The organism is Dactylosporangium sp. NBC_01737 (assembly GCF_035963215.1).
GTDB lineage: Bacteria > Actinomycetota > Actinomycetes > Mycobacteriales > Micromonosporaceae > Dactylosporangium.
Genome location: NZ_CP109153.1, coordinates 13,279,879 through 13,295,983 on the forward strand (window position 1 = coordinate 13,279,879; position 16,105 = coordinate 13,295,983).

The 16,105-nt window shown below is 74.2% G+C and carries 12 protein-coding genes and 1 pseudogene; 8 read left to right on the forward strand and 5 right to left on the reverse strand.

Annotated features, from left to right (window positions below):
- Nucleotides 1–54: 54 nt before the first annotated feature.
- On the reverse strand, nt 55–2,715 hold the full coding sequence (locus OHA72_RS61360; RefSeq protein ID WP_327005253.1) for a putative bifunctional diguanylate cyclase/phosphodiesterase: 2,661 nt from the start codon (nt 2,713–2,715) through the stop codon (nt 55–57).
- A 77-nt stretch (nt 2,716–2,792) separates the two neighbouring features.
- On the reverse strand, nt 2,793–3,308 hold the full coding sequence (locus OHA72_RS61365; RefSeq protein WP_327005254.1) for a TetR/AcrR family transcriptional regulator: 516 nt from the start codon (nt 3,306–3,308) through the stop codon (nt 2,793–2,795).
- A gap of 71 nt (nt 3,309–3,379) precedes the next feature.
- Here OHA72_RS61365 and OHA72_RS61370 point away from each other — a divergent pair, with 71 nt between their 5' ends.
- Nucleotides 3,380–4,495 carry an FAD-dependent oxidoreductase gene (locus OHA72_RS61370; RefSeq protein ID WP_327005255.1) on the forward strand — a complete coding sequence of 372 codons (1,116 nt, stop codon included), beginning with the start codon at nt 3,380–3,382 and terminating at the stop codon, nt 4,493–4,495.
- 49 nt (nt 4,496–4,544) lie between these two features.
- On the opposite strand, the pseudogene OHA72_RS61375 reads toward OHA72_RS61370, so the two are convergent.
- Nucleotides 4,545–5,291: pseudogene (locus tag OHA72_RS61375) on the reverse strand (PP2C family protein-serine/threonine phosphatase); the annotation flags it as partial.
- Between the two features lie 487 nt (nt 5,292–5,778).
- Between OHA72_RS61375 and OHA72_RS61380 the strand changes: the two are divergent.
- Together OHA72_RS61380 and OHA72_RS61385 are read left to right on the forward strand one after the other, a co-directional pair.
- The gene (locus tag OHA72_RS61380; RefSeq protein ID WP_327005256.1) at nt 5,779–7,995 is read left to right on the forward strand and encodes an ATP-binding protein; all 2,217 of its coding nucleotides are present in this window, start codon (nt 5,779–5,781) and stop codon (nt 7,993–7,995) included.
- Entirely contained in the window at nt 7,959–8,234 is a 276-nt protein-coding gene (locus tag OHA72_RS61385) for a response regulator transcription factor (protein ID WP_327005257.1), read from the forward strand. The genes OHA72_RS61380 and OHA72_RS61385 overlap by 37 nt, the downstream gene beginning before the upstream one ends.
- Nucleotides 8,235–8,248: 14 nt before the next feature.
- On the opposite strand, the gene OHA72_RS61390 is transcribed toward OHA72_RS61385, so the two are convergent.
- Nucleotides 8,249–9,592: a serine/threonine-protein kinase gene (locus OHA72_RS61390; RefSeq protein ID WP_327011905.1), complete on the reverse strand. Its 1,344-nt coding sequence runs from the start codon at nt 9,590–9,592 to the stop codon at nt 8,249–8,251.
- A 20-nt stretch (nt 9,593–9,612) separates the two neighbouring features.
- A complete protein-coding gene (locus tag OHA72_RS61395; RefSeq protein WP_327005258.1) occupies nt 9,613–10,605 on the reverse strand; it encodes a LacI family DNA-binding transcriptional regulator in 993 nt (330 codons plus the stop codon).
- Nucleotides 10,606–10,797: 192 nt separating this feature from the next.
- On the opposite strand from OHA72_RS61395, the gene OHA72_RS61400 reads away from it, so the two are divergent.
- From OHA72_RS61400 to OHA72_RS61420, 5 genes are all read left to right on the forward strand, one after another.
- The gene (locus tag OHA72_RS61400) at nt 10,798–11,616 is read left to right on the forward strand and encodes a serine/threonine-protein kinase (protein WP_327005259.1); all 819 of its coding nucleotides are present in this window, start codon (nt 10,798–10,800) and stop codon (nt 11,614–11,616) included.
- A 190-nt stretch (nt 11,617–11,806) separates the two neighbouring features.
- Nucleotides 11,807–11,974, forward strand: coding sequence for an LPXTG cell wall anchor domain-containing protein (locus OHA72_RS61405; RefSeq protein ID WP_327005260.1), 168 nt, complete (start codon nt 11,807–11,809; stop codon nt 11,972–11,974).
- 3 nt (nt 11,975–11,977) lie between these two features.
- A complete protein-coding gene (locus OHA72_RS61410; protein WP_327005261.1) occupies nt 11,978–13,288 on the forward strand; it encodes a glycosyltransferase family 2 protein in 1,311 nt (436 codons plus the stop codon).
- A 13-nt stretch (nt 13,289–13,301) separates the two neighbouring features.
- A complete protein-coding gene (wecB, locus tag OHA72_RS61415; RefSeq protein ID WP_327005262.1) occupies nt 13,302–14,471 on the forward strand; it encodes a non-hydrolyzing UDP-N-acetylglucosamine 2-epimerase in 1,170 nt (389 codons plus the stop codon).
- A 21-nt stretch (nt 14,472–14,492) separates the two neighbouring features.
- Nucleotides 14,493–16,097: a DUF2334 domain-containing protein gene (locus OHA72_RS61420; RefSeq protein ID WP_327005263.1), complete on the forward strand. Its 1,605-nt coding sequence runs from the start codon at nt 14,493–14,495 to the stop codon at nt 16,095–16,097.
- Nucleotides 16,098–16,105 lie beyond the last annotated feature (8 nt).

Consider the following 16,105-nt stretch of genomic DNA (forward strand, 5'->3'; position numbering starts at 1 on the left):
TGTAGCACCGAATGATGCGCTCGACGGCGCTGGATCACCGCAACGAATCAGGGATCAGAACAGCCGAGCCCGATGCCGCTCCATGAAGGCCTCGACGTGCTCAGCGTGATCCGGCCGACTCAGCAGGAAGCCTTGGCCCAGCCGGCAACCAGCGGCTCGTACCACGTCGACGTGCGACTCCGTCTCCAGCCCGCACGCGATCACGTCGATGCCGAGGCGGCGCGCGAGGCTGACCACCACGTCAACGATCGGCGTCGCTGGGGCGCGCTGGCCGGCGGGTTCGCTGAAGAGCACCTGGTCGATCTTCAGGACGTCGACCGGGAGCCGGCGCAGGTGGGCCAGGGCGGTCGGGCCCGTGCCGAAGTGGTCGATCGCCGTGCGGACGCCGAGGGCGCGCAGGCCGGCGAGCTGCTCGACGGTGCCGGCGTCGTCGGGCAGGGACGCCTCGGCGACCTCGATGATCAGTGACTCGGCGGGGACGCAGTGGGTGTCGATGGCGGTGGCGACGGTGGTGAGCCAGCTGGGGGCGGCGAGCTGGCGGGCGGAGGCGTTGACCGATATCCACAGGTCGCGGCCGTCGGCGCGCCAGCGGGACAGCTGGCGGCAGGCCTGGTGCAGGGCCCATTCGCCGAGCTCGTCGGCGAGGCCGAGCTCCTCGGCGACGGGAAGGAACTCGTGTGGTGGCACGACGCCGAGGCGGGGGTGCCGCCAGCGCAGGAGGGCCTCGGCGCCGACGGGGTTGCGCTGGACGAGGTCGACGACGGGCTGGTAGACGAGGTCGAGCTCGCCGCGGCCGACGACGCCGGGGAGCTGCTGCTCGAGGTCGGTGCGGCGGACGAGGGCGGCCTCGAAGGACTTGTCGTAGCACTCGACGCGGCCGCCGTCGCGCCCCCGGGACAGTTGCCGGGCGCGGCGGCGGGCGATGTCGGCGTGGCGGAGCGCGTCCCCGGCGTCGGCGGCGCCGAGGAGGTCGGCGACGCCGACGTCGGCGGTGAGGTGCACGGTGTGGCCGGGCAGCTGGAACGGCTCGGCGAAGGCGGTGGCGATGCGGGTGGCGAGCGCGAACGCGTGCACGAGCGGCGCGTCGGTGAGGGCCGCGAAGCCGGCGTCGGTGAGGCGGGCGGGCAGGTCGTCGCGGCCGACGGCGGTGCGCAGGCGGCGGGCGGCCTCGATGAGCACGGCGTTGGCGACGGTAGGGCCGTGCAGGTCGGTGACGCTCTCGAAGCGGTCGAGCTCGGCAATGAGGATGGAGCCGGTGCCCGTCCCGCGGGCCTCGGCGACGGCCGCGAGGAACTTGCGGCGGTTGGCCAGGCCGGTCTGGTCGTCGGTCCAGGTGACCTCGTCGAGGCTGCGCTGCAGCTGGGCGCGGTCGCCGACGTCGCGGAGGTGGACGACGACGCCGGCGACCTCGGGGGCGGCGCGCTGGTCGCTGACGGTGGACTCGGTGTCGCGCCAGCGGCCGAAGCCGTCGCGGAGGCGGGCCTGGACGAGCACGTGCTGGCGGCCGGCGAGGACGGCGTGCAGCGCCACGGTGGCCGGTGCGACGTCGGCGGGGTGCAGCAGGTCGGTGAGGGGGCGGCCGAGGACGTCCTGGTCGGAGAGGCTGAACTGGCGGGCCGCGGCCGGTGACTGCCACCGCACGACCAGGTCGGCGTCCAGGACGATGGTGACGTCGGTGGAGCCGGAGACGAGGGTCTTGAAGTGCGCCTCGCGGGTGGCGAGGGTGCGGGCGTACCCACGGATGTCCCGGGCGGCGAGCGCCTCGCGCAGCGCGACGGCGACCACGGCGGCGAAGCCGAGACCGACGGCGGCCCGGTCGAAGCGGCCGCCGGTGAGCAGGTGCAGCATGGACACCGCGACGGCGAGCAGGGCCGGGCCGATGAGCAGGGGGTAGCCGGCGAGGGTGCCGCCGCTGTCGGCGGCGTGCGGGCTGGTCGGTGTGTCGTCGGCGCGGCGGGCCCCGGTGACGATGAGGAACGGGCCGGCGATGAGCGCGAGCCCGGCGGCGACGAGCCCGGCGGCCACCCAGTCGGCGGCTGGGCCGAACGGGTCGTCGGGGCGGCGCAGCGCGGACAGCAGGACGGTGAAGACGCCGAGCCCGACGATCGACAGGGCGGACCCGCCGGCGCAGGCGATCGCGGCGGGCCGGTGCCGGACCGCGCGCAGGCCGGTGACGACGGCGACGGAGACCGCGACGCAGCAGGCGACGGCGACGGTCAGCGGCAGCGGGCCGGCGAGGGCGGACGCGGGCGGCGCGGCGGCGAGGACCCAGACGCTGTAGCACAGGGTCACGCCGATGCCGGCGCCGTCGAGGAGGCGGCGCAGCCGGGCGCGGACGGTCGGCGCGGTGCCGGGCAGCAGGAGCAGGCCGAGCAGGAACGTGGGCGCGGCGACGAGGGTGGTGACGGCGGCGACCAGGCCCGGCGCGGCGATCGACGACGTCAGCGCCGCGAGGCCGGCGGCGGCGACGCCGAGGCCGGCGAACAGGGCGCCCATGCCGAGGAACCCGGCGCCGCGGCACGGCCCGAAGCTGCGCCGGCCGTGGTGGATGCGCAGGGCGAGGCGGATCAGGGCGCCGGCGTGCACGAGCGAGCCGACGGTGACGCCGGCCGCGACGGCACCGAAGGACAGCACCGGACCGGAGGAGGCCGCGGCGCTGAACGCGGCGACCGCGGTGACCAGGACGAGCCAGAACGTGCGCGGGTTGCTGACCACGGTCGTGTCGCTTTCGCGAGGCAAAGAGCACGGGGGGATTCGTGCTCAAGACGCTCAACGATCCGGGTCGCCCGAGGTTATCGCCCGGTTGTGACAATCTCGTGGACCGCGGCGAGCCGCGCCTTGCGCTGCTCGTCGGTGACGGTGCCGCGGGTCAGCTCGTCGAGCAGCAGCCCGTCGATGAGGGCAATGGCGAGCCTGGCCCGGTCCTCGGAGCCGAACATCACGATCGCCTTCTCCACGAACCCGCCGGCCAGGCGGGCCGCCGAGGCGCCGAGCTCGGCGCGGGCCTGCGGGTCGAGCATGAGCATGAAGCGGGCACGGGTCCGGGCCGCCCGGGGACCGGCCCAGGAGGCGAGGACGTCGGCGAGGTCCTTGCCGGTCGAGTCGAGCAGGTCCAGCTCGGCGATCCGGGTCAGGGCGGCGGTGAGCAGCGCCGAGCGGCTCGGGAAGTGGTAGCTGCAGGTGCCCTGGGGCAGCCCGGCGCCGGTGTCGACGGCCCGGTGGGTCAGCGCCCGGACCCCGCCGGTGCCGAGCACGTCGATCGCCGCGTCGGCCAGGCGGGTCTTGCGATCCGCGTCACGAACGTTCACACGACGATGCTACAGGTGTAGCGTCCGTTACTACATCTGTAGCAACAGAGTCCGAGCAGACGGAGGCGGCAATGCATGCGATCGTGATCGGCGGCGGCATCGGCGGGCTGGCCACGGCCCGCGGCCTCGCGCAACAGGGCTGGGACGTCACGGTCCTGGAGCGCCAGCCGGACCTGCGGCAGATCGGCGCGGGCATCTCCCTGTGGCCCAACGCGATCCGGGCGCTGCACCACCTCGGCATCGGCGAGGCCGTCGAGCGGGCCGGCGCCCGCGTCCACGGCGGCGGCATGCGCACCTGGGACGGGCGCTGGCTCAGCCGGGTCGAGCTCGGCGCGCCACCGGTCATGCTGCACCGCGCCGACCTGCACGAGATCCTCCTCGACGGGCTGCCGGCGACGGTGCGCACCGGGCACCCCGTCACCGACGTGCACGCGTTGCAGGACGCGGACCTGGTCGTCGGCGCGGACGGCATCGGTAGCGTCGTGCGGGCCGCGTACGCGCCGCAGGTCAAGGTCCGTGACAGCGGGCAGGTGTCGTGGCGGGCGATGGTCCGCGCCGAGGTCGACGGCGGCGGGGAGACCATGGGCCCGCGCGGCTGGCGCTTCGGCTACGCGCCGACCGGCCGGGGCACCGTGTACTGGTACGCCGCCGCGCCCGGCCCGCTGCGCACCGGTACCGCGGCGGAACAGCTGACCGAGCTCGAGACGCGGTTCACGGGGTGGCACGACCCGGTCCGCCGGCTGCTGGCCGCGACCACGCCCGAGCAACTGCTGCACCACCCGCTGCTCGAGCTGCACCCGGTCGCACCGATGCACGTCGGCGCGCGGGTGGCGCTGGTCGGCGACGCCGCGCACGCCATGACGCCCAACCTGGGCCAGGGCGCCTGCCAGGCCCTTGAGGACGCGGTCACCCTCGCCCTGCTGCTGCCCAGAGGTGCTGCGGTGTTGCCGGCGCTGCAGGTGTACGACCAGCAGCGCCGCCCACGTGCCGCGGCGGTGTCGCGCCGCTCACGGCAGGTCGGGCAGCTCGTCGGCGCCCGGGGCAGGCTCACCGGCGCGCTGGCACGAACCCTGTTCCGGCTCACCCCGGACCGCATGGCCACGGCCGCCGCGCAACGGGTCGCCGGCTGGACCCCGGACGACGTGCGGATCCCCGCGGACGTCAGGCCGGCAGCCGGGCGCCGTTGACCTCGTCGCGGCCGAGCCAGTGCCGCAGCCGGTGCCGCAGCCCCTTCGGCTCCGGCACGTCGTCGCCCACGATGTCGCCGACGACCGCGGTGATGTTGTCGGGGCCGCCGGCGCGCATGGCGAGGTCGACGAGCCGGTCGGCGCACTCGCCGACGTCGTCGTACTCGCGCAGGACCTCCTCGATCGTCTCCGCCCGCAGCACCCCGGACAGCCCGTCGCTGCACAGCAGGTAGCGGTCGCCGGCGCGGGCCGGGACGACCGAGTAGACCGGGTCGGTCGGCTGGCCCTGCAGGACCCGGCTGACCAGGGACCGCTGCGGGTGCGTCGCGGCCTCCTCGAGGGTGATGCGGCCCTCGTCGACCAGCATCTGCACATACGTGTCGTCGCGGGTGACCTGGTCGAAGTCCTCGCCGCGCAGCAGGTAGGCGCGGGAGTCGCCGATGTGGACGAGGCCGACCCGGTCGCCGGAGAACAGGATCGCGGTGAGGGTCGTGCCCATCCCCTGCTTCTCCGGGTCCGCCTCGACCTCGTCGCGGATGCGCCGGTTGGCGTCGGAGACGGCGGTGCGCAGCGCGGTCAGCAGGTCGCTGCCGGCGAACTCCTCGTCGAGGGGGGTCATCGCCTCGATCGCGAGCCTGCTGGCGACGTCGCCGGCCGCCATGCCGCCCATGCCGTCGGCGACGGCGAGGAGCCTGCCACCGGCGAACATCGAGTCCTGGTTGTTGCTGCGGACCATCCCGACCTCGGTCCGGGCGGCCCACTCCAGCGCGAGGGGGCGCGGCTGCGACTCTTCCATGGCGGTCAGCGTGCCCGATCGACACACACAGCGTCTGTACGCACTTCTGCGTATCGTGGCCGCATGCCCGCCACCCCGTTCATCGGACGAGCCGAGGAGCTCGCCGAGATCGTGGGCGCCTGGGCGGCCCAGAACGGGGCGGTGAGCGGGCGCCCGGGGGCGCAGCCGGGAGCCGCCGGGCCCCGGGTCGTGCTGGTCACGGGCGAGGCGGGCAGCGGCAAGAGCCGGCTCGTCGCCGAGGTCCTGGAGCGGCTGGACCCGCAGCCGCCCGTGGTGCTGGCCGGTGCCGCGCGGACCCTCGGCGCCGCACCGCACGACTGGCTGGCCTCGGTCCTCAGCGGGCACCCGCTCGACGGCGGGGTGCCGCCCGAGCTCGCGCAGCGCTCCCCGCGCCCGGCGCCGGGACCCGGCTGGCGCCCGCCGCGATGCTGCGGGCCGCCGTCGACGTGGTCCGACCCTGCTGGACGGGCGCTGCGGCGTCCTGGTCGTGGAGGACCTGCACGACCTCGACCCGGCCAGCCTGACGCTCATCGGCGAGCTCGCCGCGACCGCCGCCCTGCCGGCGCTGCTGCTGGTCACCAGCCGCCCGCCGCAGGAGGCCGCGTTCGCCCCGGCCGCCGCGCGCACGCTGCGCCGGCTGGGCGGCGCGCCGTCGGTGGTCCGGGCGCACCTGGCGCCGTTCGACGCCCGCGAGACGGCCGAGCTGATCGAGGCGCACCGCGGCGGCACCCCGCCGCCGGAGACCGTCCGGACGATGCTGACCCGCACCGGCGGCAACCCGTTCTGGCTGACCGAGCTCGTCACCGCCCGCGGCGACCTCGCCGGCGCGGCGCTGCCGGCACACGTCGCCGGCCTCCTCGTGGAGCCCCTCGCCGGTGAGCCCGCGCTCGTCGGCCGGGTCGCCCGCGCGGCGGCGCTGCTCGGCGACCCGGTCGAGACCGACGTCCTCGTGCACGTGTGCGAGGGCGAGATCGAGCCTGCGCTGCGCCGGCTGCTGGACCTCGGCATGCTGGTCATCGCCCCGGACCTGGCCCCCGCGGGGCCGCTGCGCTTCCGGCACCCGCTGCTGCGTGAGGCGCTCGCCCGCAGCGCCCTGCCCAGCGAGCGGGCGAGGGTGCACGCCCTGGCCCGTGCCCTCGCGGTCGAGCTCGGCGACGACGCCGCCCTCGCCAGGCATGCGGCCGCCCTCGGGCGTCTCGGCGAGGCCGGTGCGGCGGCGGTACGAGGTGCGCAGACCAGCCTCGCCGCCGGCCTGCCGGACGCTGCCCTCGACCTGGTCGACCTGGGCCTGCGCGCCGGCGACCCCGGTGACCTGGCCAGCCGCCGCGACCTCGCCCGGGTCGGGGCGGCGGCGGCGTTCGTGGGCGGCCGGTTCACGGTCGCGGAGCGGCACGCGGCGGACTGGCTGCGCCAGGCGGCCGGCCCGGCCGAGACCTCCGACGCCCACCGGCTCCTCGCCGAGATCCGCTGGTGCCTCGCCGACCGCCCCGGCCACCTGTCCTCCTCCCTCGCCGACGCCCGCGCCGCCCTCACCGCGCCCGGCGCCGCCGCCCGGGGTGACGGCACCGCCGCCGAGGACGGGGACTGCGGCGCGGTCGACGGCGCCCGGGCGCGGCAGGAGGCGGCGGAGGCGGCGAGCGCGCTGCGCACGAGCGAACCGGCGCGGGTGGTGCCGCTCGCCGAGGCCGCGATGGTCGCCGCGGAGCGGGCCGGGGAGAGCATCGCGTCGGCCGGGGTCACGCTCGGCACCGCGCTGGCGTTCGACGGCGCGTACGACCGGGGCGTGGCCCTGCTGCACGCCTGCCGTCAGATCGCCGAGCACGACCGCGACCCGGTGACCGCCGGCCGGGCCGTCAACAACCTCGTGGCGGTCAGTCTGCCGCGGCTCGGCGACGTGACCGGGCGGCGGCTGTTCGACGAGGCGATGGCCGCGATCGAGCGGGCGGGGCTGGAGTTCTGCGCGGGACGCACGACCTCGCTCGGCGTCGCGCACGCGTTGCGGACCGGGGACCTCGCCCGCGCCGAGACGCTCGTGTGGTCGCGGCTGCCGATCGAGACCGATCCGCTGGAACGGGTACGGTTCGCGGCGACGGCCGGGCTCCTCGCGGTCGAACGCGGCGACGACCCCCTCGCCGTCCGGCTCCTCGCCCGCGCCGACGGCGAGGGCCGCGACGTCGGTCTCGTCCGGGTGCTGCGGGTGGCGGTCGCGGCCCGCGGCGTCCACCCGGTCGACCCGGCGCTCGCCCTGGCCGAGTGCGTCGGCCGGTGCCGCCCGGCCCGCCTGGTCGAGGCGGCACGGTGGGCCCTGCACGGCGGCGTGCCGGCGGCGACGGTCGAGGACCTCGTCGGCGACGCGGTCGGCGCGGCGCCACAGCTGCGGCTGCTCCTCGCGGTCGCGGCCGGCCGGGACGCCACCGCCGTCGACCTGCTCCCCGCTGCCCTGCACCACGGCGACCCCGCCCCGGGCCACGGCACCCCGCCCCGGACCACGGCGGCCTGCCGGCCCCGGACCGCGGCGGCGCTCAGCGGGCCGCGGCGGACGGCGGCGGCCGCCCGGTCGAGGTGGTGGAGGCGGCGCCGTACGACGCGGCGGTGCACACCGCGGTCGCGCACGCCCTGCTGCGGCTCGGCCGGGCCGGTGACGCCCGCCAGCACGCGGAGCGGGCGGTGGCGCTGCTCGTGCACTGGCCCGGCTGGCGGCTGACCGAGGCGGAGACGCTGCTGCACAGCCTGCGGGCCGGCGGCGACCTGACCGCCCGGGAGATCGAGGTCCTCGGCTGTCTCGCCGCCGGCATGTCCAACCAGCAGGTGGCCAGCTCCCTGGGCATCTCGATCCGGACCGTCACGGTGCACGTGTCCAACCTGCTGCGCAAGACCGGTGCCGCGTCCCGCACCGAGGCGGCACTGTGGGCGGTCCGGCACCGGGTCATCACGCCCACCTGAGGCGCGTGCCCGGGTCAGGTCAGGGAAGCGCCGAACACGACCACGGCGGCGTCGAGCTCCTCGTACGCGGCGGCGGTCGTGATGGACTCCTCGCGCCGGCGGTCCAGCAGCTGGCGGCGCAGCATCTCGATGCGCTGGGCGGCGTCGGGCGGCACGGCCATGAGGTTGTTGACCTGGTTGCGGATGTCGTCGACGACGTCGGAGCGGATCTCGCCGGCGGCGGAGCGGCGGCTGACGACGTCGAGGACGGCCTGGCCGGCCTGCTGCGGCGTGAGCCTCGCCGCCGACGGCGACAGCGACGGCGTCGGGGTGCCCGACGACGCGCCGGGAGACGGGGTGCGGCCCCGGGTCGGCGACGGCGTGGCACCCGGTGGCGGCTGGACCGTGACCGCGGGCGGGATGGACACCACGATGCTCACCGACGGTGCCGGGGTGGCGGCGTCGTGGCGTGCGCCGTCGCGCCACACATAGCCGAGGCCTGCCAGTACCGACGCCGTCAGCACAACGGCGAGCACCGTGACCCACAGGCGGCGCCCGCGCTCGGCGGAGGACTCCAGGATGGCGGCGACCTCGGCGGCGGTGGGGCGTTCGGTGGGGTCGGTGGCCAGGCAGCGCAGGCACACGGACGCGACGGCCGGCGGCAGCCCCGGCACGTTGAGGGTCGGGCGGTGGTCGGCGGCGACGGCCCGTTCGAGCTCGTCCCAGGTGCCGGCCTGCACGGGCGGCGCACCGGTGAGCATCTCGAACAGCAGCACGCCGAGGGCGTACACGTCGGTGGAGCCGCTGGCGGGCGCGCCGACCAGCCGCTCCGGCGCGACGTACGGCGGGGTGCCGAACGTCAGCGTGTCGCGCTGGCCGACGTCGGCGGCGATGCCGAAGTCGAGCAGCTTGACGCCGTCGGTGGTGAGCATGACGTTCTCGGGGGTGACGTCGCGGTGCACGACACCGCGGCGGTGCGCGGCATGCAGCACGTCGGCGACGGTGGCGGCGACCGCGACGGCGTCGACCGACGGCAGCGGGCCCTCGGCGAGCCGGCCGGCGAGGGAGACCCCGTCCAGCAGCTGCATGACGACGTAGGCGGCGATCCGCCCGTGCGGGGTGACGGTCTCGCCGTAGTCGTAGACGCCGATCGCGTTGGGGTGCTCGATCCGCGCGGCGGCGCGGGCCTCGCGCCGGATCCGGTCCCGCTGGCCGCCGTCGGTGCCGACGGGCCCGTCGAGGACCTTGACCGCGACGGTGCGCTCCAGGGTGCTGTCCCACGCCCGCCACACGACGGACATGCCGCCGGCGCCGACAGGCTGCCTCAGGATGTACCGGCGGGCAAGGACGTCGCCCTGCCGGAGTTGACCGTCGTGCATCACGTCGCTACGTCACACCACTAACTTGAAGCCCGGACGACGAGTTCGGTCGGCAGGACGGGACAGTCCGGCGACCCTTCCAGCAGCAGTGCGGCGGCGACCGCGCCGAGCTCGGAGACCGGCTGGCGCACGGTGGTCAGCGCCGGCGTGGTGTAGGACGCCAGGGGCGCGTCGTCGAAGCCGACCACGGCGACGTCCTCGGGCACCCGCCGGCCGGCCTTGCGCAGCGCCTGCAGCGCGCCGGCGGCCATCGCGTCGGAGGCGACGAAGAGCGCGTCCAGGCGCGGCATGCGGTCCAGCAGCCAGGCGGCTGCGTGGCCGCCCGAGGCGGTGGTGAAGTCACCGCACGCGACGGCGGGGGCACGGCCGGCGGCCTCCAGCGCGCGGCGGTAGCCGTCGAGGCGGTCCGCGGCGGCGGGCGAGTCGGGTGGCCCGGCGATGGTCGCGATGGTGCGGCGGCCGCGCAGCATCAGGTGCTCGACGGCCTGGCGGGCACCGTCGTGGTTGTCGACGTCGACGAACGGGATGTCCAGGCCCTCGACCGGCCGGCCGCTGGCCCGCAGCGGCACCCGGGACGCGGCGAGGGACACCGCCAGGGGGTGGCTGCTGTGCCCGCCGAGCAGCAGGACGCCGCCGACGCCGCCGGTGGTCAGGAACTGGGTCGCCGACGCGATCGTGCCCCGGGTCGCGGACATCGTCAGCAGCGGGATGCCGTGGCGGGTCAGCTCCTCCTCGGCGCCGGCGAGCAGCCGGGCGGAGAACGTGTCGTGGAACAGCCGGGCGGTCGGCTCGAAGACGAGCGCGGCGACGGGCAGCCGGGAGGACAGCCGGTCGGGCCGGCGCGGCCCCCGGTGGCGGACATAGCCGAGCTGTGCGATGGCGTCGTGCACCGACACCCTGGCCGAGGTGCTGACCCTGACCCGGCCGGTGAGGACGCGCGACACGGTCGCCGCGGAGACCCCCGCGGCGGCGGCGACCTCGGTGACGGTTGGTGGCGATGACTCGTCAGGCATCCCGTCTCCTGTAGGAGCGATTCCTGCGGCCAGCGTCAGCCACCGTTACCCGGATGTCAACTATGGGTTTCGATCGGCTGTGAGGTTCCTTTGGTAGACCCGACATATCCGTATTTATCGCATCGACACGGGCTGTGGTAAACCTCGCTGGGACTTCCGCGATCGGGACCGAATAGGGAATAGTCGGCGATTGTGTCGGAGATCGAGCTTGGCCGCAGGGTGCTGGAGCGCTTCCTGCTGGTCCGCCCGATCGCCCGCGGCGGCATGTCGCTCGTCTATGAGGCTGTCGACCTGGAGCAGTTGCGCCCCGCCGCAGTGAAGGTGCTCGCGCCGGCGTTCGTCAACAACAACCGGGCCTGCCACGCCGCCCGCCGGGAGCCCCTGCTCATGCAGCGGATGCGGCACCCGACGGTGCCCAAGATCTTCGGGCACGGCGAGCTCGACATCGGCCGCGCCAGCGTCCCGTGCGTCGCGATGGAGCTGCTCAACGGGGTACCGCTGACCAAGCGCCTGGCGGAGGGGCCGCTGCCGTGGCAGCACGCCGTCGAGATCGCCGCCTCCGTCGCCGAGCTGCTGGCCGTGGCGCACCGCCGCGGCATCGCCCACCGCGACCTGACCGCCGACAACGTCATGCTGACCACGGCCGGCGTGAAGATCATCGACTTCGGCCTGGCGGTGCCGTTCGCGCACCCCGCGGCCGCCCGGGTCGGCGAGGCTCCCGCCTGGGACGTCTACGCCCTCGGCGTCCTGCTGTACCAGATGCTCACCGGGCGCTCACCGCACGCGCCGGGCGCCAGGTTGCTGCAACCGGTGGCCACCCCGGTCCTGCTCGCACCCGGCCTGCCACGCTCCGTAGCGGAGCTGTGCCGCCAGTGCATGGCCAAGCGGCCGGCCGACCGGCCCGAGAGTGCGAGGGTCGCCCTGTCGCTCTGGGCGGAGTTCGCAACCGACTGGCAACACCCCACCTCCTTTACTGAGAGCTACCGCACACGGTCGCACCACTCTGCGTAGTCGCCGAGTTTTGCCTGCGTAAACGCTCTGTCAGGTCGTTGGACGGACTTGGCCCGCTCGGGTGCATCCGACCTTGCTCACCCATTGTGATTGCCCCTCGGCCGTTCCAAGCTTCTCGGACAAGGTGCACAACGGTTGCCAACAAGGAGCCGGGAAGCACCGCCGGAGAGATAGCCGAGGGGAAGCTGTCATGTCAGGTACGAAGGTCACCGGCGTCATCGTGACCGGCGGATCCACCGCCGCGTCGCTGCCAGTCACTGGAAGCCCGGTCTTCGCCATCGTCGTCGCAGGTGTCGCGCTCGTCGTCACCGGCTTCCTGATGGTGCGGGCGTCCCGCTTCAACCGCAGCGCAGCCTGACGCATGACGGCGATCCTTCTGGTCGGCTTCGCGCTGTTGACGCTCTGGCCGGCGTACAACCTGGCGCTGGTGGTGTTCACCACCAGTGACTCGGCCACCGCCGGCCGGCGTCGCCGGCGCGATGCCGTCGCGCCGAACGAGCACGAACCGCTGACCTTCTGGATCGTCGTGCCCGCCCTCAACGAGGAACGGGTTGTCGGCCGGACCGTCTCCGCCGCACTGGCGCTGGCAGGCCCGGCAGGCACACGCACCAGGGTCCTGGTGGTCGATGACGGATCGGACGACGGCACCCCGGACGTCCTCGCCGCCATCGACCACCCGGGTTTGACGGTGCTGCGCAGGGACTTCCCCAACGCCCGCAAGGGCAAGGGCGAGGCGCTCAACGCGGCATTCCGGACGATCCGGGACCTGACCCTGCAACAGGGCGAGGACCCGGCGCTGGTCGCGGTCGGCGTCATCGACGGCGACGGGCGGGGCAGCACCAACATCCTGACCGAGGTGTCGAAGCAGATGCGCGACCCGCAGGTCGGCGCGGTGCAGACCCGGGTGCGCATCCACAACCGCAACCGCGTCCTGGGTGCCGTGCAGGACCTCGAGTTCGCCGCCATCGCCAACGCCAGCCAGCTGCTCCGCAACGCCGCGGGGACGGTCGGGCTGGGCGGCAACGGGCAGTTCGCCCGGCTGTCGTCGCTGATGCGGCTCGGCGACGCGCCCTGGTCGCACTGCCTGGTCGAGGACCTCGAACTGGGGCTGCGCATGCACCTCAACGGCGAGCGCATCCGGTACACCTCGATCGCCAACGTCAACCAGCAGGGCCTCGTCGACGTGAAGCGGCTGCTGCGGCAGCGCACCCGGTGGGCCCAGGGCAACCTGCAGTGCGTCGGCTACGTGCCGAAGCTGATCGCCTCCCGGAAGATCCGCAACCACGCCCTGATCGAGATGCTGTACTACCTGCTCGCGCCGTGGATGAACGCCTTCGGCACCGCCGCGGTCTTCGGCCTCTGGGCCGTCGCGATGTGGCGGCTGGTCCCCGGTCACGGCGAGACCATCATGATCCACTCGTGGGCGCAGATGGGCCACGTCGCGCTCTTCTGGGCGCTCGGTATGACCGTCCCCGGCCTCGTCTGGGCGCTGGTCCACCGCATGCAGCTCGGCGACGAGAAGCTCTGGCGACTGCTGTTCGCCGCCGTCGCTTACCCCTTCTTCCTTCTGCTCGGCCTGGTCTCGACCTGGCGGGCGATCGGCCGGCAGATCAGCCGGCGACAGGCCTGGGCGAAGACCGAACGCCTGGCCGAAGAGCCGGTTCTCTCGTAAAGGACGTCAGCACATGTCTCCCGAAGTCTTCCTCATCGCCGGTACCCGCCCCGAAGCCATCAAGCTGGCGCCCGTCGCCGCCGCGATGCGTGCCGCCGGCCGGCTCACCCCGGTGCTGGTCGCCAGCGGGCAGCACCCGACGATGGTGACCCAGGCCCTCGACGCGTTCGACGTCCAGGCCGACGTGACCCTGCCGCTGCAGCGGGTCACCGGCAGCCAGCCCGAGCTCCTCACCGCGATGATCGCTTCGCTCGACGCCCTCCTGGAGGAGCGCAAGCCGGCCGCGGTCGTCGTGCAGGGCGACACCACCACGACGCTCGCCGGTGCCATGGCCGCGTTCTGGCGGCGCATCCCGGTCGTGCACCTCGAGGCGGGGCTGCGCTCCGGCGACCTGGACTCCCCGTTCCCGGAGGAGGCCAACCGCAAGCTCGTCGGCCAGCTCGCCGCGCTGCACCTGGCGCCGACCGCCCTGGCCGCGACGAACCTCCTCGACGAGAGCGTCGCGCCGGGCAACGTCCTCATCACCGGCAACACCGTGGTGGACGCCGCGCTCTCCGTGGCCGCCAGGCAGCTGCCGTTCGAGAACCCCGCCGTCGCCGCCGCAGTGGGCGCCGCCGAGCACGGCGAGGCCCGCCTGGTCCTGGTCACCGCGCACCGCCGCGAGTCGTGGGGCGAGCCGCTCGACCGCATCCTCAGCGCGGTGCGCCGCCTGATCGAGGCGTACCCCGACATCCGCGTGGTCCTGCCGGCGCACGCCAACCCCGCCGTCCGCGCCCAGGTCGAGGCCGGCCTCGCCGGGGTGCCCCGGGTGACGGTCACCGACCCGCTGCCCTACCCGGCCCTGGCGCGGCTGCTGTCGCAGGCGTACCTGGCGCTCACCGACTCCGGCGGCATCCAGGAGGAGGCGCCCTCGTTCAAGGTGCCGGCCCTGGTCCTGCGTGAGGTCACCGAGCGCGTCGAGTCGCTGCACGCCGGTTGCGCCAAGCTCGTCGGCACGGATGAGGACCTGATCGTCGCCGAGGCGGCCCGCCTGCTCGACGACCCGATCCTGCGCCAGTCGATGACCGCCAACGGCAACCCCTACGGCGACGGGCTCGCGTCGCAGCGCACCGAACAGGCCGTCGCCGCGATGCTCGGCCTGGCCTCGCACCCCGCCCCGATGCCCTCCACCGTTTCCGTCTGACATTTAGGGATCTCGTACGACATGCGCAAGCTCATCAGCTCCTTCGCGGCCGTGACCCTGGCCGCCTCGCTCGCCCTGACCGCCACGGCGGCCCCTGCGGCCGCCGCCACCACGGTCGCCGCAGGCCGCTCCGGCGCCGGCGCCCCCGGCTCCAACGCCGCGACGAAGACGCTCGTCCTGTACGACAACACCGGCCCGTACTCGTGGCTCGGTGAGGACTACGGGATGATGGCGACGAACCTGGTGTCGCACTTCGGCTCCTGGACCGCGCACCCCGTCGGCAGCTACAAGGCGGGTGAGATGGCGGCGTACTCGGCGGTCGTCTACGTCGGCTCCACCTACGACGAGCCGCTGCCGACCGCGTTCCTCGACGACACCCTCGCCGGCACCAAGCCGGTCCTGTGGATGTACAACAACATCTGGCAGCTGACGGCCCGCTCCGCGGACTTCGTGGCCAGGTACGGCTACACGTGGAGGGGTTACGACACCTCCGCCGTGTCGGCGATCGAGTACAACGGCACCACGATGACCCGCGACGTGCGCAATGGCGGCGGCATCATGGACTACGTCGTGTCCGACCCGGCCAAGGCCGTCCCCGTCGGCACCGCGGTCCGCGCCGACGGCACCACGTTCCCGTGGGGCATCAGGTCGGGCAACCTCACCTACCTCGGCGAGATCCCGCTGTCCTACATCACCTCCAACGACCGCTACCTCGCGTTCTCCGACCTGCTCTACTCCGTGCTCGCCCCGCAGACCGCCGCCCGGCACCGGGCCCTGGTCCGTATCGAGGACGTCGGGCCGGACGCCGACCCGGCCGAGCTGCGCGCCATCGCCGACTACCTGTCCTCCAAGAACGTCCCCTTCACCGTCGCCGTCTACAGCCGCTACCGGGACCCGAAAGGCGTGAACAACAATGGCAAGGCCGAGGACTACACGCTGCGCCAGCGGCCACTGGTGGTCAGCGCCCTGAAGTACATGCAGAGCAAGGGCGGCACCCTGCTCCAGCACGGCTACACCCACCAGCTCGACGCGCTCAACAACCCCTACGACGGGGTCAGCGCCAACGACTTCGAGTTCTTCATGGCCCACGTCGACGCCAACGACGCCGTCATCTACGACGGCCCGGTGAAGAACGACTCGGCGCTCAACGTCACCGCCCGCGTCCTGGCCTCCCGCGCCGACTGGATGCTCGCCGGCCTGAAGCAGCCGACCATCTTCGAGTTCCCGCACTACGCCGCGAGCGCCCTGGACTACAAGACGATCAACACCCTCGTCGGCGTCCGTTACGAGCGCGGCCTCTACTTCCCCGGCGTCCTGTCCGGCGGCACCGTCGACAACAGCACCGCGCACATGGTCGGGCAGTTCTTCCCGTACACGGTCCGCGACGTCTACGGCTCGACCGTCATCCCGGAGAACATCGGCAACATCGAGCCGGAGCCGTTCAACCAGCACCCGGCCGTCCTGCCCGCCGACCTGATCGCCAACGCGAAGACCAACCTGGCCGTCCGCGACGGCGTGGCGAGCTTCTTCTACCACCCCTACCTCGGCACGGCGTACCTGAAGCAGACCGTCGAAGGCATCCAGGGCCTGGGCTACACCTTCGTCTCCGCCGCCGCGATGTCGTAATCCCCTCG